Annotated in this window: 21 protein-coding genes, 1 tRNA gene and 3 rRNA genes; 11 read left to right on the forward strand and 14 right to left on the reverse strand. The window is 42.8% G+C overall.

The features are described from left to right. Positions 1-51 precede the first annotated feature (51 nt). From rimO to EL144_RS05965, 4 genes are all read left to right on the forward strand, one after another. Positions 52-1,383 (forward strand): 30S ribosomal protein S12 methylthiotransferase RimO, encoded by a 1,332-nt coding sequence (gene rimO, locus EL144_RS05950; protein WP_005704426.1) that lies wholly within the window; start codon positions 52-54, stop codon positions 1,381-1,383. 18 nt (positions 1,384-1,401) lie between these two features. Continuing rightward, positions 1,402-3,267, forward strand: coding sequence for a UDP-glucose:protein N-beta-glucosyltransferase (locus EL144_RS05955; RefSeq protein ID WP_050332886.1), 1,866 nt, complete (start codon positions 1,402-1,404; stop codon positions 3,265-3,267). A gap of 48 nt (positions 3,268-3,315) precedes the next feature. Next, a complete protein-coding gene (locus EL144_RS05960; RefSeq protein WP_005704422.1) occupies positions 3,316-3,789 on the forward strand; it encodes a low molecular weight protein-tyrosine-phosphatase in 474 nt (157 codons plus the stop codon). Between the two features lie 125 nt (positions 3,790-3,914). After that, positions 3,915-4,133, forward strand: coding sequence for a YdcH family protein (locus EL144_RS05965; protein ID WP_005701907.1), 219 nt, complete (start codon positions 3,915-3,917; stop codon positions 4,131-4,133). A 58-nt stretch (positions 4,134-4,191) separates the two neighbouring features. On the opposite strand, the gene slyD is transcribed toward EL144_RS05965, so the two are convergent. The 13 genes from slyD to gmhB all read right to left on the reverse strand — a co-directional run bounded on the left by slyD (position 4,192) and on the right by gmhB (position 17,176). Then, entirely contained in the window at positions 4,192-4,830 is a 639-nt protein-coding gene (slyD, locus tag EL144_RS05970) for a peptidylprolyl isomerase (protein ID WP_005701908.1), read from the reverse strand. 94 nt (positions 4,831-4,924) lie between these two features. Continuing rightward, the gene (locus EL144_RS05975) at positions 4,925-5,647 is read right to left on the reverse strand and encodes an SIMPL domain-containing protein (RefSeq protein ID WP_005701909.1); all 723 of its coding nucleotides are present in this window, start codon (positions 5,645-5,647) and stop codon (positions 4,925-4,927) included. 65 nt (positions 5,648-5,712) lie between these two features. Further along, positions 5,713-6,132, reverse strand: coding sequence for a ribonuclease E inhibitor RraB (rraB, locus tag EL144_RS05980; RefSeq protein WP_005701910.1), 420 nt, complete (start codon positions 6,130-6,132; stop codon positions 5,713-5,715). 100 nt (positions 6,133-6,232) lie between these two features. After that, positions 6,233-6,622: a large-conductance mechanosensitive channel protein MscL gene (gene mscL, locus EL144_RS05985; protein WP_005701911.1), complete on the reverse strand. Its 390-nt coding sequence runs from the start codon at positions 6,620-6,622 to the stop codon at positions 6,233-6,235. A gap of 120 nt (positions 6,623-6,742) precedes the next feature. After that, complete coding sequence (gene trkA, locus EL144_RS05990) at positions 6,743-8,119, reverse strand: Trk system potassium transporter TrkA (protein WP_005704421.1); 1,377 nt, start codon at positions 8,117-8,119, stop codon at positions 6,743-6,745. Between the two features lie 23 nt (positions 8,120-8,142). Then, a complete protein-coding gene (rsmB, locus tag EL144_RS05995) occupies positions 8,143-9,498 on the reverse strand; it encodes a 16S rRNA (cytosine(967)-C(5))-methyltransferase RsmB (protein WP_050332885.1) in 1,356 nt (451 codons plus the stop codon). Then, a complete protein-coding gene (gene fmt, locus EL144_RS06000; protein ID WP_005704418.1) occupies positions 9,498-10,454 on the reverse strand; it encodes a methionyl-tRNA formyltransferase in 957 nt (318 codons plus the stop codon). The genes rsmB and fmt overlap by 1 nt, the downstream gene beginning before the upstream one ends. A 69-nt stretch (positions 10,455-10,523) precedes the next feature. Beyond that, positions 10,524-11,036 carry a peptide deformylase gene (def, locus tag EL144_RS06005; protein WP_005704416.1) on the reverse strand — a complete coding sequence of 171 codons (513 nt, stop codon included), beginning with the start codon at positions 11,034-11,036 and terminating at the stop codon, positions 10,524-10,526. Between the two features lie 112 nt (positions 11,037-11,148). Continuing rightward, positions 11,149-11,264, reverse strand: a 5S ribosomal RNA gene (gene rrf / locus EL144_RS06010). 204 nt (positions 11,265-11,468) lie between these two features. Then, positions 11,469-14,365: ribosomal RNA gene (locus EL144_RS06015) — 23S ribosomal RNA — on the reverse strand. A gap of 266 nt (positions 14,366-14,631) precedes the next feature. Beyond that, positions 14,632-14,707 (reverse strand) — tRNA-Glu (locus EL144_RS06020). Between the two features lie 95 nt (positions 14,708-14,802). Then, positions 14,803-16,342 (reverse strand): 16S ribosomal RNA (locus EL144_RS06025). The 16S, 23S and 5S rRNA genes sit together here with 1 tRNA gene alongside, the layout of an rRNA operon. Before the next feature lie 276 nt (positions 16,343-16,618). Continuing rightward, positions 16,619-17,176, reverse strand: a complete 558-nt coding sequence (gmhB, locus tag EL144_RS06030; RefSeq protein ID WP_032995402.1) for a D-glycero-beta-D-manno-heptose 1,7-bisphosphate 7-phosphatase — start codon at positions 17,174-17,176, stop codon at positions 16,619-16,621. A gap of 193 nt (positions 17,177-17,369) precedes the next feature. Here gmhB and metN point away from each other — a divergent pair, with 193 nt between their 5' ends. The 5 genes from metN to trmL all read left to right on the forward strand — a co-directional run bounded on the left by metN (position 17,370) and on the right by trmL (position 21,152). Then, on the forward strand, positions 17,370-18,407 hold the full coding sequence (metN, locus tag EL144_RS06035) for a methionine ABC transporter ATP-binding protein MetN (protein WP_005702563.1): 1,038 nt from the start codon (positions 17,370-17,372) through the stop codon (positions 18,405-18,407). Further along, positions 18,397-19,074 (forward strand): methionine ABC transporter permease, encoded by a 678-nt coding sequence (locus tag EL144_RS06040; protein ID WP_005704899.1) that lies wholly within the window; start codon positions 18,397-18,399, stop codon positions 19,072-19,074. The genes metN and EL144_RS06040 overlap by 11 nt, the downstream gene beginning before the upstream one ends. Positions 19,075-19,115: 41 nt before the next feature. After that, positions 19,116-19,958 carry a MetQ/NlpA family lipoprotein gene (locus EL144_RS06045; protein WP_050332943.1) on the forward strand — a complete coding sequence of 281 codons (843 nt, stop codon included), beginning with the start codon at positions 19,116-19,118 and terminating at the stop codon, positions 19,956-19,958. A 106-nt stretch (positions 19,959-20,064) separates the two neighbouring features. Further along, positions 20,065-20,562 (forward strand): YbhB/YbcL family Raf kinase inhibitor-like protein, encoded by a 498-nt coding sequence (locus EL144_RS06050; protein WP_005702560.1) that lies wholly within the window; start codon positions 20,065-20,067, stop codon positions 20,560-20,562. A gap of 113 nt (positions 20,563-20,675) precedes the next feature. Continuing rightward, positions 20,676-21,152, forward strand: coding sequence for a tRNA (uridine(34)/cytosine(34)/5-carboxymethylaminomethyluridine(34)-2'-O)-methyltransferase TrmL (gene trmL / locus EL144_RS06055; protein ID WP_005704903.1), 477 nt, complete (start codon positions 20,676-20,678; stop codon positions 21,150-21,152). Between the two features lie 76 nt (positions 21,153-21,228). On the opposite strand, the gene EL144_RS06060 is transcribed toward trmL, so the two are convergent. Then, complete coding sequence (locus EL144_RS06060; protein WP_005704904.1) at positions 21,229-22,104, reverse strand: VirK/YbjX family protein; 876 nt, start codon at positions 22,102-22,104, stop codon at positions 21,229-21,231. Positions 22,105-22,252: 148 nt separating this feature from the next. Between EL144_RS06060 and yihA the strand changes: the two genes are divergently transcribed. Then, positions 22,253-22,867, forward strand: a complete 615-nt coding sequence (yihA, locus tag EL144_RS06065) for a ribosome biogenesis GTP-binding protein YihA/YsxC (protein ID WP_005704905.1) — start codon at positions 22,253-22,255, stop codon at positions 22,865-22,867. A 317-nt stretch (positions 22,868-23,184) separates the two neighbouring features. Continuing rightward, positions 23,185-25,773, forward strand: a complete 2,589-nt coding sequence (gene tssH, locus EL144_RS06070; RefSeq protein WP_005704906.1) for a type VI secretion system ATPase TssH — start codon at positions 23,185-23,187, stop codon at positions 25,771-25,773. Positions 25,774-26,094: the final 321 nt, after the last annotated feature.

Raw genomic sequence — 26,094 nt, forward strand, 5'->3', positions numbered from 1 at the left:
GGGTAAAATTAGCCACTTTTATTACCCACGATTTACTTTTTGAGAAAATTTATGAGTGCTACCCCAAACATTGGTTTTGTCAGCCTTGGCTGCCCTAAAAACTTGGTCGATTCCGAACGTATTTTGACGGAATTACGCGCTAACGGATACAACATTATTCCAAGCTATGAAAACGCTGATTTGGTTATTGTTAATACGTGCGGCTTTATTGATAGCGCCGTACAAGAATCCTTGGAAGCTATTGGTGAAGCGTTGGAAGAAAACGGCAAAGTCATTGTCACCGGTTGCCTTGGCGCCAAAGAAGATCAAATCCGCCAAGTACACCCGAAAGTGTTGGAAGTCTCCGGCCCACATAGCTACGAAACCGTGATGACGCAAGTGCATAAATATGTGCCAAAACCGGCTTATAATCCGTATGAAAGTTTAATGCCGGCGCAAGGTGTGAAACTCACGCCAAAACATTATGCCTATTTAAAAATTTCCGAAGGGTGCGATCATCGTTGCACTTTCTGTATTATTCCGTCTATGCGCGGTGATTTGGATAGCCGTCCGATTACCCAAGTGTTAGACGAAGCCAAACGCCTTGTAGATGCCGGCGTGAAAGAGCTGTTAATCGTATCGCAAGACACTTCCGCTTACGCCTTAGATCAAACGAAAGAAAACCAAAACAAAACCGTGTTCTGGAACGGTATGCCGATTAAAAATAATTTAATCAGCCTGTGCCAACAATTAGGTAATCTGGGTGTTTGGGTACGTTTGCATTATGTTTATCCGTATCCGCACGTGGATGAACTCATTCCACTTATGGCAGCAGGCAAGTTGTTGCCTTATTTAGACATTCCATTGCAGCACGCCAGTCCGAAAATCCTTAAGGCCATGAAAAGACCCGGCAAAATCGACCGCACTTTAGAGCGTATTAAACAATGGCGTGAAATTTGCCCTGAATTGACATTGCGTTCAACCTTTATCGTTGGCTTCCCGGGCGAAACGGAAGACGATTTCCAAATGTTGTTGGATTTCTTAAAAGAAGCGCAATTGGATCGTGTGGGTTGTTTCAAATTCAGCCCGGTGGAAGGCGCGCCGGCAACGGATATGCCGGGTCAAGTGCCGGAAGAGGTGAAAGAAGAACGGTACCACCGTTTCATGCAAGTGCAACAAGAAATCTCTGCAGCCGGTTTACAACAAAAAATCGGCAAAACCCTCAGGGTGATTGTGGATGAAGTCAATGAGGAAGGCATTATTGCCCGCTCCATGGCAGATGCGCCGGAAATCGACGGTCTGGTGTATGTGGACAATCAAAGCCAAAGTGCGGTCAATATTGGCGACATTATTTCCGTCACCATCACTGAAGCAGACGAATACGACTTGTGGGGAACCTGTTAAAGCAAGAGGAGAGGACTTATGTCCGAAAAGAAAAATCCAAGCGTAATACAATTTGAAAAAGCCATTACGGAAAAAAATTATGAAGCGGCCTGCACCGAGTTACTAGATATTTTAAATAAAATCGATACCAACTTCGGTGACATCGAGGGCATTGACTTTGATTATCCGCAACAATTGGAAACGCTAATGCAAGATCGCATTGTGTATTTTTGTACTCGCATGGCCAATGCTATCACACAGCTCTTTTGCGACCCGCAGTTTTCTTTATCAGAATCCGGTGCCAATCGTTTCTTCGTGGTACAACGCTGGTTAAACTTAATTTTCGCTAGCTCACCTTACATTAATGCCGACCATATTTTACAAACCTATAATTGCAACCCGGAACGTGACTCCATTTATGATATTTACTTGGAACCGAATAAGAACGTGCTGATGAAATTCGCCGTGCTTTATCTTCCGGAAAGCAACGTAAACCTTAACTTAGATACTATGTGGGAGGCCGATAAAAACATTTGTGGTTCCTTATGTTTTGCCTTGCAATCACCACGTTTTATTGGCACTCCGGCAGCATTCTCTAAGCGTAGTGCGATTTTGCAATGGTTCCCTGCGAAACTTGAGCAATTTCACGTCTTAGATGACCTGCCGAGCAATATTTCGCATGATGTGTATATGCATTGCAGCTATGACACGGCAGAAAATAAACACAACGTGAAGAAGGCGCTAAATCAAGTTATTCGTAGCCACCTCCTAAAGTGCGGTTGGCAGGACAGACAAATTACACAAATCGGCATGCGTAACGGCAAACCTGTGATGGTGGTTGTCTTGGAGCATTTCCACTCTTCTCACTCCATCTATCGTACTCACTCCACATCCATGATCGCCGCACGGGAGCAATTTTATTTAATTGGCTTGGGCAATAATGCCGTAGATCAAGCCGGGCGGGATGTGTTTGATGAATTTCATGAATTTGACGATTCCAATATTTTAAAAAAATTAGCTTTCTTAAAAGAGATGTGTGAAAAAAACGATGCTGCCGTTTTATATATGCCAAGCATTGGCATGGATTTAGCTACCATCTTTGTAAGTAATGCCCGCTTTGCCCCTATTCAAGTCATCGCCTTAGGTCACCCCGCCACCACCCATTCAGAATTTATTGAATATGTGATTGTGGAAGATGATTATGTAGGTTCAGTGTCTTGCTTTAGCGAAACCCTACTCCGTTTACCGAAAGATGCTTTACCTTATGTACCATCTTCATTAGCGCCAACCGATGTGCAATATGTCTTACGGGAAAACCCCGAAGTTGTGAATATTGGTATTGCGGCCACCACCATGAAACTGAATCCGTATTTCTTGGAAGCACTCAAAGTTATTCGTGATCGCGCCAAAGTGAAAATCCATTTCCACTTCGCGCTTGGTCAATCCAGCGGCATCACGCATCCTTATATAGCGCGTTTTATTCGCACCTATTTGGGCGATGATGCAACGGCACATCCTCATTCACCTTACAATCGGTATTTAGACATTCTGCACAACTGCGACATGATGCTCAATCCGTTCCCATTCGGCAACACTAATGGCATTATCGACATGGTCACGCTCGGCTTGGTGGGCGTATGTAAAACCGGCCCGGAAGTACACGAACACATCGATGAAGGCCTGTTTAAACGCTTAGGGCTACCGGAATGGCTTATTGCCGACAGTGTGGAGGATTATATCGAACGCGCTATTCGTTTAGCGGAAAATCACCAAGAACGCCTGGCATTACGTCGTCATATTATTGAAAATAACGGGTTAAAAACCTTATTCAGTGGAGATCCAAGCCCAATGGGCAAAATGCTCTTTGCCAAATTAACAGAATGGCGACAAACTAACGGAATTTAAACGAAAATCCTCGTTATGAGGATTTTTTATTTCATATGAGGAAAAATCATGCAATCTATTAACATCCTTTTTGTTTGTTTAGGCAATATTTGCCGCTCCCCGATGGCAGAATATTTAATGCGGGAAAAAATCAAACTGGCAGGCTTACAAAACCGCATACGCACCGACAGTGCAGGCACGTCAGGATGGCATGATGGCGAAGGAATGCACTGTGGCACTGCCGACATGTTAGACCAACACCGTATTGCCTCTAACGATTTTGTTAGCCGAAAAGTGCAGTCAAAAGATTGGACAGATTTTGATTATATCATCGCCATGGACAATGAAAACTTACGGGATTTAGAACGGCTGTTTGGTTGTCATCCGAAAAAGTTATTTCAAATCACCGAGCTTTGTCCCGATTTAGGCATCGATCACATTCCTGATCCATGGTATACCAAAGACTTCAATCAAACTTACGCGTTATTGGATACATGCTGCGATGCGTTATTAAACAAAATCAAACAAGAACACGGCCTGTAACATAAATGTTAAGTTTTATGGATGTATTTTGTGATCTCCCGCACATTTATTTTGGTGAAAATTCGATAAGATAATGACAGTATAACTTTCGTTATACTGTCATTATCTTATTATGAGGTGTTTCCATGTTTCCCGAATTTAAAGACCTAATTACCAAACTTAAAATTGAAGATGCTTACTTCGCCAATTTATTTTACAGACATAACGAACTGGACCAACGTATTAAAAACATTGAATCCAATATTGAATTGAGGACACACAATGAAGTGGAAATGTTAAAAAAGGAAAAGTTACGTTTAAAAGATGCGATGTATGATGTACTGAAAAAGGCAAGTGTAAAATAAATAAAGTGTATAAAAATAAAAGACCGTACTTCAGTGCGGTCTTTTTTATGAGCGTTTTTTAGTGTTTGCAGCCGCAACTCCCTCCGTGATGATGGTCGTCCTCATGATCATGATGATGACCGCTACAGCAACCCTCATGGTGGTGATCGTGGTCATAATGATGGTGATGACCACCACAGCAAGAGTGTCCTGCTTCATCGCTGTCATGGTCATGACCGCTACAACAGCCGCCTTCTTGATGTAAATGGCCGTGTGCAATTTCTTCGAGCGTTGCTTCACGCGTATCCACCACTTCCACAGTGAAGTGTAATTCTTGGCCGGCCAACATATGGTTACCGTCAACTACCACATCATTGTCACCCACTTCGGTAATCACCACAGGTAACGGCCCCATATCAGTATCAGCGATAAAACGCATCCCCACTGTTAATTCATCTACGCCGACAAACACATCTTTTGGCACACGTTGCACCATATTTTCGTTATATTCGCCGTAACCTTCTTCCGGTTTTACGCGAACTTCAAATTTGTCGCCCACAGATTTACCTTCTAAGGCATTTTCCAAACCGATCACAAGGTTATTATGACCTTGTAAATATTGTAACGGCTGATTCGACGGTGCTTCATCCACCAATACACCATCTTCGGTACGAACTTGATAAGCGATACTTACCACCACATTTTTTGCAACTTTCATTGTTTACCTCATTATTCAAAAAAGAATTTCTGCGTCAACCTTAACCGCAGAAAAACGTTGTCATTTTATAAAAATCTTATTTGTGAAAAAGTGATTATTTTAATAACTTAATTTGCGCACTTACCGAGGCTTTTAATTCTGCTTTACCGTTATTACCCAGATTCACTTCATCAGCCGCCTCCTCTGAAGAGAAAGAGTTCATTTTGGCAACCGGTATCATACGTCGGTCAAAATATGGCACTTCATTTTGGCTATCTAGATTTAAACTCACCACTTCATAACCTTTGGCATTCAGTGAAGTTTGGATCAACTGTGCTTTGTGCTGGAATTGTACCAAAGCACTTTTAATCATTTCATCTTCAAATTTCGCTGCAGCTTCTTTAGATAGCTTCTGAACCACATCAGTAATGGCAAAAGTGTCATTTAAGTCGGAAATCACTTGAGACAACACCACAAAATCCTTACTTTCCAACACTAAATCAGCACGTTCAATCCATCCGGACTGCTTACCTTTGCTGTCATAACGCGCTTGTGTGCTACGCGTATTTTTCTTAGCTTCCACCGCACTTTGTTTTTTAAGCACCTCTAGCGCGGCATTCACTTTCTGATTAATAGTTTGATTTAATTCTTTTAAGTTTTTATTTTCTTCTTTAACGAAAAGCGTCACTTCCATGACATCATAATCCACGTCCTTAGTAACTTCCGTACTAAAAGAAATCACATTTTTTTCCGGCTCATCAGCGGGTTTTATTTCTGCATTGGCAGTCAAAGCCATGCTTAAAGGCAAAAGTAATAAGGCTAAGTTTTTAAATTTCATAAGTATCTCCTATAAAGATTAAAAAGTGCAATTGTTTCTACGAGTGTTTTTTAATGTTCAACGAATTAATCGTCATCATCTAAGGCATCATCTTCGTCAAAAAATTCACTGTCACCACCATATTCATCGTCATCCGCATTCGGATCTTCAAAATAGGTTCCCCAACCGTCATAACTGCCTTGATATTTTTCTACTAACGGCAGTAATTCTTTTTGTTGGGCATCAATAATTGATGGTTTGAGTTCCACTTCACTAATAATATCGCAGCAGAACAATACGCTGCCATTTTCCTCTTCAAATTCTTCCGCCTCAGAAACCTCATAACCGACTTTAAATGCGTCCATAGCAATTTTTTCTAATTTATCAAAATTATGATGAGAAATGTGATGTTCAATAATATACAACGCATCCGGATCGCTACCGTCATTTAACAAATCGGTAATAATTTCACGGGTTTCAGCTTTTAATTCGTCTAAATGACTCATAATGTTTCCTTGCAAAAAGTAGGAAGGGACAAGTGCGGATATGATACAGGAATAAAAAGAAAAATCTTCTCACAAGGAGAAGATTTTTACTTAATCGATATTATTTTTTCAATAAGTCACGAATTTCAGCTAATAATTTTTCTTCTACTGAAGGTTCTGCCGGCGCTTCTTCTACCGGTTTTTTCAATTTGTTTAACGCTTTAATCATCATGAAAATTGCAAAAGCAATAATGATGAAATCAAATACGTTTTGGATAAATACACCATAATTTAAGGTCACTGCCGGAGTTTCGCCTACGGCTTGAGCTAGCGTGATTTTCAAATCTTTGAAATCAACACCGCCGGTTAAAATACCTAATACCGGCATAAAAACGTCTGCTACCAATGAGCTAACAATTTTACCGAATGCACCACCGATGATCACACCGACTGCCATGTCAACAACATTACCACGCATGGCAAATTCGCGAAATTCTTTAATGAAACTCATAAAGTTCTCCTAATGAAAAGTTAAGATAGACTTGTTAGATAATACATAAAATGCATTACTGATTAAAACGACCGTACATTATAGACAGTTTATGCAAGAAGCACAATTTTTTCTTGCTTCTTAAATAAAGAATGCACTTGGTTGAAATAATTTCTCTAAGTCAGAAATGTATTTCTTATCACTTAAATACACCACTACATGATCGCCTTCTTGAATGGTCATTTGGTTATTACCGATAATCACATCGTTGCCACGCAAAACAGCACCGATTAGCGCACCGGTAGGTAATTTCAATTCGCCAATTTCGCGACCAATCACATTGGAGGTGTTTTCATCACCATGGACAATAATTTCTAAGGCTTCTGCCAAGCCATGACGCAAAGACACCACATTGGCCACATCACCTTTACGCACATGTCCAAGTAAAGCAGAAATCGTCGCTTGTTGCGGCGAAATTGCAATATCAATAGTACCGCCTTGAATTAGGTTGATATACGCCATGCGTTGAATCAACACCATGGCTTTCTTCGCGCCTAAGCGCTTGGCTAACAAGGCTGACATAATATTGGCTTCGTCATCACTGGACAGAGACAAAAACACATCAATATTTTCAATATGTTCTTCAAATAATAAACCTTGATCGGACGCATCACCGTGAAACACTAAGGTCTTTGACAATTTCTCTGCTAATGTCGCTGCACGCTCAGCATTGCGCTCGATTAATTTTACCGTGCAATGCTCTTCCAAATGCTTTGCCACGCCGGCGCCAATATTCCCGCCACTGACAATCATTACGCGTTTATATGGTTTTTCTAAACGCTGAAGCTCGCTCATCACCGCTTTAATATGCACCGTGGCACAAATAAAGGTAATTTCATCACCGGCTTCAATAATCGTAGAACCTTGCGGACGAATCACTTTATCTTGTCGCAAAATAGACACAATACGGCAATCAACATGAGGAAGGTGTTCCTTCAAGGTTGAAATCGAATACCCCACTAACGGCCCACCGTAGTAGGCTTTTACCACAACCAAACTGATTTTATCTTTAGCTAAATGGGCCACTTGTAACGCGCCGGGATACTCGACCAAACGCACAATATCTTGCGTAACCAAATTTTCCGGCGAAATAATATGATCAATAGGAATCACATCCTGATTAAATAACTTATCTTTCTCTTTCAAATATTCGCTATTGCGAATCCGCGCAATTTTTGTGGGGGTGTTAAACAACGTATAACTAATCTGGCAAGCCACCATGTTAATTTCATCAGAACTGGTGACCGCAATTAATAAATCTGCATCTGGTGCGCCCGCATCACGCAATACTTTCGGCGATGAAGCAGAGCCCTTCATAACGCGCAAATCATGCTTATCCTGCAAATGTTCCAAACGTACGGACTCATTATCCACCAAAGTAATATCGTTATCTTCGCTTACCAAATTTGCCGCAAGCGTGGAACCCACTTGTCCTACACCCAAAATAATTATTTTCATTCGATTCTCTCCATAGCGAAAAGTTAACTTTGACGCTTAACCAATTTCGCATAATAAAAACCGTCACCGCCGTCTGCTTGCGGAATAAACTGAAACCCCACCGCACTTTGATTTTGCGCTAACACCTCTGCAGGTAAGACCAATTCGACCAATTCCGCATCCGGTGTTTGTTGCAAGAAACGGCTAATTTGTCGGCTATTTTCTTCCGCTAACACAGAACAAGTGGCATACAACAACACGCCGTTGGGTTTTAAATATTGCCATAATCCGTGCAGAATCTGCTCTTGTAACGCCACTAACTGATCGATATCCGTTTCTTTTCGCAACCATTTAATGTCAGGATGACGGCGAATGACCCCAGTGGCAGAACAAGGTGCATCTAATAAAATACGGTCAAAACGCACCGCACTTTTGCCTAATTTCGCCAACCATTCCTGCGGTTGTACAGCATCACCACAAATTACGGTGGCTTGCTGTTGCATACGGGCTAAATTTTCTTTTACCCGCTGCAAACGGCTTTCTTCCACATCTAAAGCGATCACCTCAGCCTGTGGCGCCAGTTCTAAAATATGCGTGGTTTTGCCCCCCGGTGCAGCGCAAGCATCTAAAATCAACTCACCATTTTGCGGTTGTAGCAATAAAGCGGCCCATTGCGCATGCAAATCCTGTACCGTTACACCGCCATCAGCGAAACAAGGCAAATGTTGCACCGCTGTCGGTTGAGCCAATCCCAGTGCTTGCGGATGAGATGTGACTTGCGAGTCAATTTGTTGCTCCGTCAATAAAGTGCGGTAAGTTTCCAACGTGTTTTTTTGTAAATTCACGCGTAACCACATAGGTGGCTTTTGGTTATTGGCGTCGATAATGTCACGCCAGTTTGCATACACTTTCTTTAATTTATTCACCAACCAATCGGGGTGGAGCGTCTGCCAATGTTTGTCCACTTTAGCCAAAATACCATCTTGTTCACGCAAGAAACGACGTAGTACAGCATTCACCAGGCCTTGAAAACTTTGTAATTGAAGAGATTTGGCAGTACTTACTACTTCATCCACAGCCGCATAAGCCGGAATGCGCGTATATAGAATCTGATACAAACCGACCAATAACAAACAATGCACAATACGTTTTTTGCCACGCAACGGCTTGTCCACTAACTGCGCCACAATCTGTTCCAAACGCGGCAACACACGACACACACCAAAACAGATTTCCTGCAATAAAGGCAAGTCTTGAGCTTTCACAGAAGATTGGGCTTCAGGCAATAAAACAGATAAGGATTTACCTTGCGTCAAGACCTGAAAAATAATCTGTACGGCAACGGTTCGTACTGAAAGTGCGGTGCTTTTTTGCGATGTTTTTTTTACGCCCTTATTCATTACGCCAACACCTTACCCACGGCAAACCAATCGGCGCGACCGTTCAATAAATCTTGTGCCGACATAGGTTTCTTGCTTGCCGGTTGCAGCTGTAATAAATTCAATACGCCGTCTGCTGTGGCAATTTGAATACCGTTTTTATCGGCGCTGATAATCGTCCCCGGTGTTTGAGAGACCGATGGCAACACGGTAGCTTGATATACTTTTAATGTTTGCGGATTGCCTTGCTCATCAGTTAACTGCAAATATGCCATCGGCCAAGGGTTAAAGGCACGAATATTGCGTTCCAACTGTGCTGCCGACAATTGCCAATCCAGTTTTGCTTCCTCTTTTGATAATTTCTCGGCGTAATTACTTTGCATATCATCTTGAGGTTCGGCAGTGAAAGTACCATCGGTTAAATGGTTCAGCACCTCAATCAACGCATTCAGCGCGATTTCAGCTAATTTATGGTACAAATCAGCCGACGTGTCTTGCGGATCAATATCACAAAAGACTTTATGCAGCATATCGCCGGTATCCAATCCGGCATCCATCTGCATAATAGTGACGCCGGTTTGTTTATCTCCCGCCCAAATCGCCCGTTGAATCGGCGCCGCACCACGCCAACGTGGCAGTAGCGAACCATGCACATTCAAACAACCATAGGTCGGCGCATCTAACACGGCTTGTGGCAAAATTAAGCCATAAGCGACCACAACCATGACATCGGCCTGAAGTGCGGTCAATTCCGCTTGCGTTTCAGGCTTGCGTAAGGATTTCGGTTGATAGACAGGAATCTGATGTTGCTCAGCCAATTGTTTCACGGAACTGGCTTGTAATTTCTTGCCACGACCAGCGGGTTTATCAGGTTGGGTGTACACCGCAATCACATTATGCGGAGAGTCAATTAAAGCCTGTAAATGCTGTGCGGCAAAGTCCGGCGTGCCGGCGAAGATGATATTTAATGGTTTCATAATGTTCTACGTTATGGATAAATAAACAAAGTGCGGTCAAAAATTACCGCACTTTTCATGGATTCACAATTATTTTTGCTTTTCTCGCTGCTTTTTCAGTTTAATTAATTTTTCTTTAATGCGCTGACGTTTCAACGGAGAAAGATAATCAACAAAAAGAATACCGTTTAAATGATCAATTTCATGTTGAATACAAATTGCCAACAAGCCGTCTGCTTTTAACGTAAATTCCTTGCCATCACGATCAAGAGCCCTTATCGTGACTTTTTCCTTACGCGGAACCCAGGCTCGAAAACCCGGAATTGATAAACAACCTTCTTCAATACCGGTTTTCCCTTCGGACTCTAAAATTTCAGGGTTAATCAATACCAACTGGTTTTGTTTGTCGCCCTCAATATCAATCGTGATAATACGTTGTAAAATATCGACTTGAGGTGCAGCTAAACCGATACCTTCTTCTTGATACATAGTATCGAACATATTATCAATAATTTTACGCGTGTTATTATTGACTTCCACGACCGGATCGCAAACCACCTTAAGGTGCTCTTCCGGGTAAATAAGTACGTTTAAAGCTGTCATAATTTTTCTTGAAATTTAAAATACGTGCGACATTGTAGCGTTTTTTCAATGGAATTTCTACGTTATAAAAAACAAAACCCCCCGATGCATTCACATCAGGGGGCTACATTCAGCTTGGCGGTGACCTACTCTCACATGGGAACATCCCACACTACCATCGGCATTACGGCGTTTCACTTCTGAGTTCGGGATGGAGTCAGGTGGACCCACCGCATTATCGCCGCCAAAATTCGGTCGATGACTTAAAATCCGTCTTCTTTATCTTACTCTCTATCCTTCAAACCAAAACAAGCTGACTCTCAACTTTCTCTCTGTATCATCACCTCTATTCCCGGTGAATCACCTACAGTCTCTCTTTACTCTCTCTTAACTGCTACTCACCCAATTCCGCCCTCATGCCTCAGGTCTCCCCAAAAAACACTTGAGCGTTGTATGGCTAAGCCTCTCGGGCAATTAGTACATGTTAGCTCAATGGCTCGCACCACTTACACACCATGCCTATCTACGTCTTAGTCTTAAACAACCCTTACAGATTTATAATCTGGGAGAACTCATCTCTTGGCAAGTTTCGTGCTTAGATGCTTTCAGCACTTATCTCTTCCGCACTTAGCTACCCGGCAATGCGTCTGGCGACACAACCGGAACACCAGCGGTGCGTCCACTCCGGTCCTCTCGTACTAGGAGCAGCCCCAACCAATTCTCCAACGCCCACGGCAGATAGGGACCGAACTGTCTCACGACGTTCTAAACCCAGCTCGCGTACCACTTTAAATGGCGAACAGCCATACCCTTGGGACCTACTTCAGCCCCAGGATGTGATGAGCCGACATCGAGGTGCCAAACACCGCCGTCGATATGAACTCTTGGGCGGTATCAGCCTGTTATCCCCGGAGTACCTTTTATCCGTTGAGCGATGGCCCTTCCATGCAGAACCACCGGATCACTATGACCTACTTTCGTACCTGCTCGACTTGTCCGTCTCGCAGTTAAGCTTGCTTATACCATTGCACTAACCTGACGATGTCCGACCGTCATTAGCAAACCTTCGTGCTCCTCCGTTACTCTTTGGGAGGAGACCGCCCCAGTCAAACTACCCACCAGACACTGTCCGAGACCACGTTTCGTCATCTTCGTTAGAACATCAAACGTTAAAGGGTGGTATTTCAAGGTCGACTCCAACAATACTGGCGTATCATCTTCATAGTCTCCCACCTATCCTACACATCAAAATTCAATGTTCAGTGTCAAGCTATAGTAAAGGTTCACGGGGTCTTTCCGTCTAGCCGCGGGTACACCGCATCTTCACGGCGATTTCAATTTCACTGAGTCTCGGGTGGAGACAGCCTGGCCATCATTATGCCATTCGTGCAGGTCGGAACTTACCCGACAAGGAATTTCGCTACCTTAGGACCGTTATAGTTACGGCCGCCGTTTACTGGGGCTTCGATCAGGTGCTTCTCTTGCGATTACACCATCAATTAACCTTCCAGCACCGGGCAGGCATCACACCCTATACGTCCACTTTCGTGTTTGCAGAGTGCTGTGTTTTTAATAAACAGTTGCAGCCAGCGGGTCACTTCGACCGGTTCAACCTTCAGGGGTAAACCCTTACAATCTACGCCGGCGCACCTTCTCCCGAAGTTACGGTGCTATTTTGCCTAGTTCCTTCACCCGAGTTCTCTCAAGCGCCTAAGTATTCTCTACCTGACCACCTGTGTCGGTTTTCAGTACGGTTTAGATAAACCTGAAGCTTAGTGGCTTTTCCTGGAAGTGTGGTATCGGTTACTTCAGCTCCGTAGAGCCTCGTCATCATCTCTCAGTGTTAAGGAAGTCCGGATTTGCCTAAACTCCCCACCTACCAACTTAAACGTGCATATCCAACAGCACGCTAACCTAACCTGCTCCGTCCCCACATCGCAGTTTATCCAAGTACGGGAATATTAACCCGTTTCCCATCGACTACGCTTTTCAGCCTCGCCTTAGGGGCCGACTCACCCTGCCCCGATTAACGTTGGACAGGAACCCTTGGTCTTCCGGCGAACGGGTTTTTCACCCGTTTTATCGTTACTTATGTCAGCATTCGCACTTGTGATACGTCCAGCAGCCCTCTCGAGCCACCTTCTTCCGCTTACACAACGCTCCCCTACCCAACAGTATTGCTACTGATGCCGCAGCTTCGGTGCTATATTTGAGCCCCGTTACATCTTCCGCGCAGGCCGACTCGACTAGTGAGCTATTACGCTTTCTTTAAATGATGGCTGCTTCTAAGCCAACATCCTAGCTGTCTAAGCCTTCCCACTTCGTTTCCCACTTAATATAGACTTTGGGACCTTAGCTGGCGGTCTGGGTTGTTTCCCTCTCCACGACGAACGTTAGCACCCGCCGTGTGTCTCCTGAGTATCACTCTTCGGTATTCGCAGTTTGCATCGGGTTGGTAATCCGGGATGGACCCCTAGCCGAAACAGTGCTCTACCCCCGAAGGTGTCCACTCAAGGCTCTACCTAAATAGATTTCGGGGAGAACCAGCTATCTCCCGGTTTGATTGGCCTTTCACCCCCAGCCACAAGTCATCCGCTAATTTTTCAACATTAGTCGGTTCGGTCCTCCAGTTAGTGTTACCCAACCTTCAACCTGCCCATGGCTAGATCACCGGGTTTCGGGTCTATACCTTGCAACTACTCGCCCAGTTAAGACTCGGTTTCCCTTCGGCTCCCCTATTCGGTTAACCTCGCTACAAAATATAAGTCGCTGACCCATTATACAAAAGGTACGCAGTCACCCTTTCAGGCTCCCACTGCTTGTACGTACAAGGTTTCAGGTTCTATTTCACTCCCCTCACCGGGGTTCTTTTCGCCTTTCCTTCACAGTACTGGTTCACTATCGGTCAATCAGGAGTATTTAGCCTTGGAGGATGGTCCCCCCATCTTCAAACAGGATATCACGTGTCCCGCCTTACTTGTCGTTAGCTTAGTACCATAACCTGGACTTCGAGTACGGGGCTATCACCCTGTGTCGCCAAGCTTCCCAGCTTGTTCCTCTGCCTCTGTCATTATCACTAACAGGCTCCTTCGCGTTCGCTCGCCGCTACTAACGAAATCTCGGTTGATTTCTTTTCCTCGGGGTACTTAGATGTTTCAGTTCTCCCGGTTCGCCTCATTATCCTATGGATTCAGATAATGATAGTGGGTTCTTCACCCACTGGGTTTCCCCATTCGGACATCTTGGATTAAACGCCTCTTATCGACTCATCCAAGCTTTTCGCAGATTAGCACGTCCTTCTTCGCCTCTGATTGCCAAGGCATCCACCTTGTACGCTTTGTCACTTAACCATACAACCCCAAGTATTCTTATGATTAACTCAACCTTATGATTAACTCAACCTCATGAACTTAACATTAAATTGAAAATCCACTTAAAATCACAACATTGAATCGAAAAACACTTAACGCCGCTAAGCAGTAACAGTTAATTTATTAAGAGTAATCACCTTTTATCAATCACTCTCACTCAGACTTTCTTGAAAGTCTCGTTTTCAGCTTGTTTCCGGTTTGTTAAAGAACAGGTTTTATAAAGAAGATGAATAATCATCTTTATATGGCGTCCCCACGGGGATTCGAACCCCGGTTACCGCCGTGAAAGGGCGATGTCCTAGGCCTCTAGACGATGGGGACAACATATAAAGATGCTCTCTTTTCTTCCTTTGCTTTGTTCTCTCTTGTCTACAATCATCAGCCAAACTGTGTGGACACTTAAGTTCGTCTTTCGGTAAGGAGGTGATCCAACCGCAGGTTCCCCTACGGTTACCTTGTTACGACTTCACCCCAGTCATGAATCATACCGTGGTAAACGCCCCCCTTGCGGTTAAGCTATCTACTTCTGGTACAACCCACTCCCATGGTGTGACGGGCGGTGTGTACAAGGCCCGGGAACGTATTCACCGCGACATTCTGATTCGCGATTACTAGCGATTCCGACTTCATGGAGTCGAGTTGCAGACTCCAATCCGGACTTAGACGTACTTTCTGAGATTCACTCCACCTCGCGGCTTCGTCGCCCTCTGTATACGCCATTGTAGCACGTGTGTAGCCCTACTCGTAAGGGCCATGATGACTTGACGTCATCCCCACCTTCCTCCGGTTTATCACCGGCAGTCTCCTTTGAGTTCCCGACCAAATCGCTGGCAACAAAGGATAAGGGTTGCGCTCGTTGCGGGACTTAACCCAACATTTCACAACACGAGCTGACGACAGCCATGCAGCACCTGTCTCATGGTTCCCGAAGGCACTCTCATATCTCTACAAGATTCCATGGATGTCAAGAGTAGGTAAGGTTCTTCGCGTTGCATCGAATTAAACCACATGCTCCACCGCTTGTGCGGGCCCCCGTCAATTCATTTGAGTTTTAACCTTGCGGCCGTACTCCCCAGGCGGTCGATTTATCACGTTAGCTACGGGCACCAAGCTCAAAGCACAATCCCCAAATCGACAGCGTTTACAGCGTGGACTACCAGGGTATCTAATCCTGTTTGCTCCCCACGCTTTCGCACATGAGCGTCAGTACATTCCCAAGGGGCTGCCTTCGCCTTCGGTATTCCTCCACATCTCTACGCATTTCACCGCTACACGTGGAATTCTACCCCTCCCTAAAGTACTCTAGACCCCCAGTCTGAAATGCAATTCCCAGGTTAAGCCCGGGGATTTCACACCTCACTTAAAAGTCCGCCTGCGTGCCCTTTACGCCCAGTTATTCCGATTAACGCTCGCACCCTCCGTATTACCGCGGCTGCTGGCACGGAGTTAGCCGGTGCTTCTTCTGTGATTAACGTCAATTTGTTGCGCTATTAACACAACAACCTTCCTCGTCACCGAAAGAACTTTACAACCCGAAGGCCTTCTTCATTCACGCGGCATGGCTGCGTCAGGGTTGCCCCCATTGCGCAATATTCCCCACTGCTGCCTCCCGTAGGAGTCCGGGCCGTGTCTCAGTCCCGGTGTGGCTGGTCATCCTCTCAGACCAGCTAGAGATCGTCGGCTTGGTAGGCCATTACCCCACCAACTACCTAATCCCACTTGGGTTCATCCTATGGCATGTGGCCCGAAGGTCCCACACTTTCATCTCCCGATTCTACGCGGTATTAGCGACAGTTTCCCGTCGTTATCCCCCTCCATAAGCCAGATCCCCAAGCATTACTCACCCGTCCGCCACTCGTCAGCATAAGTACAAGTACTTACCTGTTACCGTTCGACTTGCATGTGTTAAGCCTGCCGCCAGCGTTCAATCTGAGCCATGATCAAACTCTTCAATTCAAAAAGTTTAATCGCTCAATACTGCTGACTTAATTAATCTATCTATAAATAAACGAATCTTCGTAGCACTATTCAGTTCAATTTTAAAATTCTTTTAAAAACGAATCTTCAAGTGCCCACACAGTTTGTCTGATTGATTGTTAAAGAACAAAAAACGACGCGCTGTTTAGTGCTTTACAACGGCGCGTCGTTGTGGGGGCGTATTATAGGCTTTTATCCAGACCTTGCAACCCCTTTTTGTGATTTTTTGCAAAATATTTTTCGATTGATTATTTTTCAGATCTTTTGATTAAAAATTAAACTTGGCAGATCCGCAATAGAATCCAGAATATAGTCTGCTTCATCCTCACCTTTTGCGGTCAGATCTTTGCCAGTTCTTACTAAAATATTCGTTCTGATCTTTGCGCCTTGGCCTGCAAATAGATCCTCGATTTTATCTCCAATCATAATCGACCTTGCCGGATCAATATTCAATTCTTCAATCGCCTGTAACAACATCCCCGATTTAGGCTTGCGACAATCACAATCCTGTTTAAATTCCGCAAGTTTTGCCTCCGGATGATGCGGGCAGTAATAGATGCCGTCCAAATCCACATCACGATCTGCCAATGACCAATCCATCCACTCCGTTAATTGCAAAAATTCCTGTTCGGAAAAATAACCTCGGGCAATACCTGATTGATTCGTCACTAATACTAATAAATATCCCATTTCCTTTAATTTTTTAAGTGCTTCAATACTTCCTTCAATAAAGTGAAAATCATCGATTTTATGTACATATCCATAATCAATATTTAATGTGCCGTCACGATCTAAAAACACCGCTTTGTTCATTTTATTCTTCCTATAGTTAAGTTTCTTGACGATTATCTTCTTTATTTTCGCACCATGCAAACCACCTGCCATTTTATTCTAGCTAAGAACAAACAATTATAATAATATGGCGGATAAAATGTTGACACGGCATTCTAGACGTCTAGAATACAAACTTAATTTTCATAAATAAGTAAAGAATCAAAGGGCTTATATGATTAAGCTAAAAAATGTAGGCAAAATTTTCGACGTTTCAGGCAAAAAACTGACCGCACTTGATAATGTTTCCTTAGAGATTCCGAAAGGCCACATCTGTGGTGTTATCGGTGCGTCCGGTGCGGGCAAAAGCACCCTAATTCGTTGTGTAAACCTATTGGAAAAACCCTCTGAGGGTTCAATCATCATTGATGGCAACGATCTTACCCAATTAAGTGATGCCGAATTAGTATTAGAACGTCGTAATATCGGCATGATTTTCCAGCATTTTAATTTATTAAGCTCACGCACCGTTTTCGGGAATGTGGCGCTCCCCTTAGAATTAGATGGCGTACACAAAAAAGAAATTGAAGCCAAAGTAAATGAATTACTGTCCTTAGTCGGTTTAAGTGACAAAAAAAATGTTTACCCCGCTAATTTATCCGGCGGACAAAAACAGCGCGTTGCCATTGCACGTGCACTAGCAAGCGATCCTAAAGTGTTGTTATGCGACGAGGCTACCAGTGCCTTGGATCCGGCCACCACACATTCCATCTTAAAATTATTAAAAGAAATCAACCGCACTTTAGGTATCACCATTCTCTTAATCACCCACGAAATGGATGTTGTCAAACGCATTTGTGATTTAGTCGCCATTATCGATCACGGCAAACTGGTGGAGCAAGGTTCGGTGAGCGACATTTTCTCTAATCCGAAAACCGAACTGGCGCAACAATTTATTCGTTCTACCTTTAATGTCAATTTGCCGGATGAATATCTCGATAATCTGTTACAAACGCCGAAACACGCTAAGTCCTACCCGATTATCAAATTTGAATTTACCGGACGCTCCGTGGATGCGCCATTATTATCCCAAGCTTCCAAAAAATTCGGTGTGGAATTAAGCATCTTAACCTCGCAAATTGAATATGCCGGCGGCGTAAAATTTGGGTTCACAGTGGCTGAAGTAGAGGGTGATGAAGACGCCATCACACAAACCAAAATTTATTTAATGGAAAACAATGTACGCGTTGAGGTATTAGGCTATGTGGAATGATTTTTTAACGCAACTTACGCCTCAAATGTGGCAAGCGGTGTGGGTTTCCACCTATGAAACCGTATATATCAGTTTCGCCTCAACCCTTCTAGCGGTCCTCGTCGGTTTACCTTTTGGCGTGCTGACCTTTTTAACCGGCAAAGGTGAAATTCTGCAGAATTCACGTCTCAATCTGATGCTAAATATCATCATTAACATCGGACGTTCAATCCCGTTTATTATTTTGTTAATTATCTTATTGCCGTTCACCCGTTTTGTGTTAAATACTACATTGGGGACAACTGCAGCAATTATCCCGTTAAGCATTTGCGCCATGCCGTTTGTCGCAAGGCTCACCGCGAATGCATTAGTTGAAATTCCAAAAGGTTTAACGGAAGCGGCAAAAGCTATGGGAGCAACCAACTGGCAAATTATTCGAAAATTCTATTTACCGGAAGCGCTACCAACCTTAATTAACGGAATTACCTTAACGTTAGTCACCTTGGTGGGTTATTCCGCTATGGCGGGCATTGTCGGCGGCGGCGGTTTAGGCAGTCTTGCCATCAACTACGGCGAATATCGCAATATGGTTTATGTCAAGTGGATAGCCACGATTATCATCGTGGTATTCGTTATGATTTCACAAAAACTGGGCGATGATTTAGCAAAACGCGTAGATCATCGTTAATCAACCAAGCAAACATAGCATCATAAATAAGAGGATTCTTTATGAACTTAAAAAAATTATTAGGCGTAGCAACATTAGCCTCTGTTTTCGCCCTAACAGCATGTAACGAAGAGAAGAAACCAGAAGCTGCGCCGGCAGACAAACCGGCAGCAGAAGCACCGGCAAAAATTAAAGTCGGCGTGATGGCGGGTCCTGAGCACGAAGTGGCCGAAATTGCTGCCAAAGTCGCAAAAGAAAAATATAACTTAGACGTAGAATATGTTTTATTCAACGATTATGCCTTACCAAACACTGCCGTTTCCAAAGGCGATTTAGATGCTAACGCCATGCAACACAAACCATATTTAGACAAAGATTCCCAAGCGAAAGGTTTGAATAACCTTGTTATCGTGGGCAATACCTTTGTTTATCCGTTAGCGGGTTATTCTAAAAAGATCAAAAGCATAAATGACTTGCAAGATGGTGCTGTAGTCGCCGTACCAAATGACCCAAGCAACCTTGCTCGTGCATTGATTTTATTGGAAAAACAAGGACTCATTAAATTAAAAGATTCAACCAATCTGTTCTCTACTTCAATGGATATCGTTGAAAATCCAAAACATTTACAAGTGAAAGAAGTAGATACCTCCGTTGCGGCACGCGCCTTAGACGATGTTGATTTGGCTGTAGTGAATAACAACTATGCCGGTCAGGTTGGCTTGAATGCGCAAGATCACGGCGTGTTCGTGGAAGATAAAGATTCCCCGTATGTAAACATTATCGTATCGCGCACTGATAACAAAGATAGCAAAGCGGTACAAGATTTCGTGAAAGCCTACCAAACTCCGGAAGTGGAACAAGAAGCGAAAAAACACTTTAAAGACGGCGTGGTTAAAGGTTGGTAATTTGAAGCCACTGTAAAAACACCGTAAAATGAGACCGCACTTTCAGCCAATATGAGGTAAAAAAGTGCGGTCATTTTTTTACACGTTTTTTACGGAGGAAATTAAAATGAAAGTCACCAGTTCAGCCATTGAAAATGGACATTTCGCTGACAAATACGGCAAACGGGGCGATCAATTTAGCCCAAACGGCATGCCAACGTACTCCATTCCTTTTGAGATCACCGACGCCCCTGCCGGTACAAAATCCTTCGCAGTAGTGCTAGAAGATAAAGATGCCATCACCGCCTCAGGTTTTGTTTGGATCCACTGGCTGATTGCCGACTTGGAGCGCACCTCCATTAAGGAAAACGAAAGCCAAAGCGCCACGGATTTCGTGCAAGGTGCAAACAGTTGGGCAAGTGTATTAGGCAAGTTTGATATCAAAGAAGCCTCCGCTTACGGCGGCATGGCGCCACCGAATTCAAACCATCGCTATGAACTTTATGTTTATGCATTAGATACCAAACTCAACTTGCCACAAGGTTTCCGTTTTAATGACCTGCATTATGCAATGCAAGGCCATATTTTAGACCAAGCCTATTTAGTGGGTTGGTATAACGTTTAATGAATCGTTTAAGAAAAATCCTCGCGACATTGACGAGGATTTTTTTATGAGCGCTTTTAGATGCCATTTTTTGCGCCTATAATAGGCCGTTTATTTTTACCATCAGGAACATCATGTTAGATATTGTTTTATACGAACCGGAAATTCCCCAAAACACCGGAAATATCATTCGCTTATGCGCCAACACCGGCTTTCGGTTACATTTAATCGAACCATTGGGTTTTACGTGGGATGACAAGAAATTGCGTCGCTCCGGCTTGGATTACCACGAATTTGCCGACATAAAAAAGCACAAAACCTTCGAGGCATTTTTGCAAAGCGAACAACCGAAGCGCTTATTTGCCTTAACGACAAAAGGCACGCCGGCACATAGTGAAGTGAAGTTTGAATTAGGTGACTATTTAATGTTCGGCCCGGAAACCCGCGGCATTCCAATGGACATTTTAAACAGCATGCCGGCGGAACAAAAAATCCGCATTCCAATGACAGCGAATAGCCGCAGCATGAATCTCTCCAATTCCGTTGCCGTCACCGTGTATGAAGCCTGGCGCCAGCTGGGGTATCAAGGTGCGGTAAATTTAAACCGATAGCAAAAAGCCCATCATGTGATGGGCTTATTTTCTCTAAAGTGCGGTCGTTTTTCCTCGCCTTTTTTACGGCAAATTCCTACCGCACTTTTAACGCTGTCGCCATATTTTCCTGTAACTGTTCCAACATAGCATAACGTTTGCGATACATAGAACGTTTGTTACTGGGAATATCATCCATATTCTTGGTTTCAAAATGTAGCGGCAACTCCCAATATTCACCAAGTTTCCCTGCGGATTCGGCAAAGATCGCATCATAGTCCACCACATACCGCTTGCTTTGCACGAAACGGGATTTGTTTTGATATTTATGTGGAATGCCCCAAAGCGCGGAATATCCCAAGGTGACGGTTAAGGCTTTCATTGCCTCTACCATTAAATAGGCTGGACGCAAACCGTGGCATTTTTTAGTGAGCAATTTCACCATCTCTTTTGAACCTTCAAAGTTCGGACCTTGAATCACGGCGATCAAGAGCGCATGCTGCACTTTCCCGAAGGTTAATAAATAAATCAATTCCCCTGTTGGCACATGGGTTAATTCCAATGTCCAAAACCCTTCCATAGGCTGATGCTCGCTCAGTTTCAACGTCAACTCAAACTCCGGAATCACCTCGCCAAAGGAAATCGGCTGTTGCCAAAGTGGCGGCAAACCAAGTGCGGTCAATTTTTTCGGTAAAAACGTCAAGTTGTCGCACATTTCATCAAAGCGTTGTTTCGTGTTAAAACGCTTATCCAAAAAACGATGTACCAACGGATAACTAAAATTCGGGTGAGCATTGAGCAAAGTGGCTAATGACGGATCTTGATTCACAAAATGCTCAAATTTTTTGATGATTCGCCAATGTAAAAGCGAACGTAAATGATAGCGAAACCGCTTCATACGATAAGATTTTTTTCCCTGATCCGGATATAAAAACAACGGATTAGGCCATTGATAAAGGCTCTGTTCGGTCATTGGTATTATTTAAGTCAAAAAATGAATAAAAAATTGGCGCGTATTTTCGCATAATCGATACTTTTTTGCATTTTTTTATCGTTTTTTTAGGCTTGATAAAGTATGCTAGCCGCCAATTTCATTGACCAATCACTTATGAGACGGAAAAATGTCGGATATCAAACTGAATTATCATAAAACCCATTTTCTTACCAGCGCGCCAAATCTAAAAAGCCTACCAGAAGACAGCGGTATTGAAATCGCCTTTGCCGGACGCTCCAACGCAGGAAAATCCACTGCACTAAATGCGCTCACTAACCAAAAAAACTTAGCCAGAACCTCCAAAACGCCGGGACGCACTCAATTAATTAATCTTTTTGAAGTGGAACCGCAATGCAAATTGGTGGATTTACCCGGCTATGGCTATGCTGCCGTACCGGAGCAAATGAAACAGCAATGGCAACACGCCTTGGGTGAATATTTGCAAAAACGCGAATGCCTTGCGGGCATCATTGTTTTAATGGATATCCGTCATCCGTTAAAAGATTTGGATCAGCAAATGATTGAATGGGCCGTGTCTGCCGATCTACCGATTTTATTGCTCCTCACCAAAGCCGATAAACTCAGCCAAAGCGAACGTAGCAAACAAGTCAAAATGGTACGCGAAGCTATTTTGCCGTTTCAAGGCGATATTCAAGTGGAAGCCTTCTCTGCCCTAAAACGCACGGGCATCGACCGCCTCGCCGCTAAATTAGATAGTTGGTTTGCCTCAAATTTTACGTGATTATTTGCGATCTGAATTGATAAAATATGATAGGAATAATCAATACTATATTTTTATAAGTACAAAAATACATTTATTTTCAACCGCACTTTAAAGATATTACGCAATGAAAAAGCCTAAAAGTGATAAAATATTCATTCTAAGTGATACTGGTTATTTTTAAATAAACATCATCCATCTAAACACTCATATCTCACTATACTTTAGTGCGTAAGTCAGTATAATTAGCGCGTTATATGCTTAATGACTATAAAATGAATATATTAATAAAACCAATTTATCTATAAATTAAAGACAGGATTAAACAGGAAAAGACTATGATTAGAATTAATCTATCCTCGACTTTAGGGGCTTTAAACGACACCTCAAAATTAGTATTGGAAGAAGCTGCCGCCTATGCTATCGGCGCCGGAGAGTCTGAGGTATTGCCTTCTCATTTCTTATTAAAATCTTTAGACAACCCATTTTCTGATGTACGTTTTATCCTGAATAAATTAAAACTTGAGCATGAGGAATTAAGTTCACTTTTAATCCGTAGCAACCAAAGTGAAAATATGAATATTGGTTCGGTACCTAGTTTTTCCCCACTTTTAATTGAGATGTTGCAAGAAGCGTGGTTACTTGGTTCATTAGAACATAATCAAATTCAACTTCGCACCGCAACAATATTTCTCTCTCTCGTATTAAATGCGACCCGCTACCTACCAACATCTGCAGCAAATTATCTTAATCAAATTAATAAAGAGAATTTACGCCAATCATTAATTACATTGGCTGAAGGATCTACTGAATCACAAGCAAAACAAACAACTCCGACGCAAATAACAAATGATGCGGATAAATCTGTTTTATCCCGCTTTGCAGAAAATTTGACAGAAAAAGCCTTAGCCGGAAATATTGATCCTGTTCTCGCCCGTGATGAAGAAATTGATTTAATGATTGATATTCTTTCTCGTAGAAGAAAAAATAACCCGATTGTTGTTGGTGACGCAGGCGTAGGTAAAAGCGCACTAATCGAAGGGTTAGCTTTGCGAATAGTCAATAAACAGGTTCCACCACACTTACAAAATGTTGAATTGTGGAACCTTGATCTTGCTGCCTTACAATCCGGCGCATCAATCAAAGGGGAATTTGAGAAACGATTAAAATCCGTAATTGATTTTGTTAAAAATAGCACAACACCTATTGTTCTGTTTATTGATGAAGCGCATACACTTATCGGTGCCGGCGGTGAGACAGGTGGTAACGATGCCGCAAATCTATTAAAACCTGCGCTTGCGCGTGGTGAATTGCGTACTATTGCAGCAACGACTTGGTCTGAATACAAAAAATATGTGGAAAAAGATCCCGCACTTTCCCGTCGTTTTCAGTTAGTGAAAGTTGATGAACCGACAATTGAAGAAAGCATTGTCATCTTACGAGGATTAAAACCGCTTTATGAAAAAGCACACGGTGTTTACATTACAGGTGAAGCGCTTGAAACAGTAACGAAACTTTCTGCACGTTATATTGCCGCCAAAAAATTGCCTGATAAAGCTATTGATATTTTAGATACAGCTTGCGCACGTGTTGCGACAGCAAAAGACACACCACCAAAACGCTTAAGCTATTTAACCAATAAAATTCACGAAATTAATGTCGCTATTGAGGAAGTCGAACGAGATCATCAATTAGGCGAAATTGTCGATGAATCTGTTAAAACAAAACTGAAAAATCAACTTGATGAACTACAAACAGAAAAAGCGAAACTTTCAGAAACCTTTGAACAACAAAAAGCACTTATTGAAGAAATCTTAGCATTACGAGAAAAAATCTCTGATACTGAATGTAATGAGGAAGAAAAACCGGAATTAATTGCCACATTGCAAAATAAAAAAGCACAATACGAAGCCATTAAACCGGAAGAGTGTCTTGTTCACGCAGAAGTTGGTAGTAAACAAATCACTGCCGTTATTGCTGATTTAACAGGCATTCCGGTAAATAGCATGACTGGTGATGAATTAACCAAACTCACTGAATTACCAATCATCCTAAATGATAATATTAAAGGTCAAGAACAAGCGATAGAACAAATTCACAAGAATTTACTTACCGCCATGGCCGATCTTCGTCGTGCAGGCACTCCTTTAGGCGCATTATTGCTTGTTGGTCCGAGTGGTGTGGGGAAAACAGAGACCGCCATTCAAATTGCTGAACATATTTTTGGTGGAAAACAATTTTTAACCACTATTAATATGTCTGAATATCAAGAAAAACATACGATTTCACGCTTAATTGGTTCCCCTCCCGGCTATGTAGGTTACGGTGAAGGTGGTTTGCTGACCGAAGCTATTCGCCAAAAGCCTTACTCTATCGTACTGCTTGATGAAGTAGAAAAAGCACATCCTGATGTATTAAATCTGTTCTACCAAGCTTTTGATAAAGGTGAATTGGCTGATGGCGAAGGACGCTTGATTGATTGTAAAAACATTTTATTCATGCTTACATCTAACTGTGGTTTTGATGCAGCAAATGATAAGTTTGCCGTCAAAACAAATGAGCAATTACGTCAATCACTTTTAACATTCTTTAAACCTGCTCTCCTTGCCCGTATGCAAATCGTTCAATATAACTATCTAACAACTGACGTAATGCAACAAATTGTAAAAGCGAAACTAGCAAAATTGGAAAAACTTGTAACAGAACGCTACAAAGCACAATTTACGATCGCGCCTAATATTCTTGAACATATTGAGCAACAATGCGAAGCCGATGCAAATGGCGCACGATTAGTCGATGCAATCTTAGAAGGGCAACTACTTCCTCCATTATCACTTGCATTACTACAACGTATTGCTAGTGGAGAAAAGATGACGAAAATCGTCCTTAATTTTGAAGAAGGTGAATACCACACTTGTATTGAATAACTCTGTGAAATACATGTTGTTCCGACGCGCCTAGAATTCTAATAGGCGCTGTCAAATTGGAATAAATCATCAACCAATCAATGCAGGTATGTAGTTATAAAGAAGATTAAAGTGCGGTCACAAAAAATAACGTTTTTTAAATATCGCCTTTACTCAGACACCGAAGGGGTTATAAATCACTTCTGTGACTTATCGATAATTTTCTAAGTAATTTACTGAGCACCATTGTCTGTGTAGTCATTGAGTATTCAAAGTATCTCAAGAACCCGAAGAAAAATATAAATTAAGTTTATCGAATAACTCCATTAAACTGCTATAATT

It is taken from the genome of Aggregatibacter aphrophilus ATCC 33389 (assembly GCF_900636915.1).
Classification (GTDB): domain Bacteria; phylum Pseudomonadota; class Gammaproteobacteria; order Enterobacterales; family Pasteurellaceae; genus Aggregatibacter; species Aggregatibacter aphrophilus.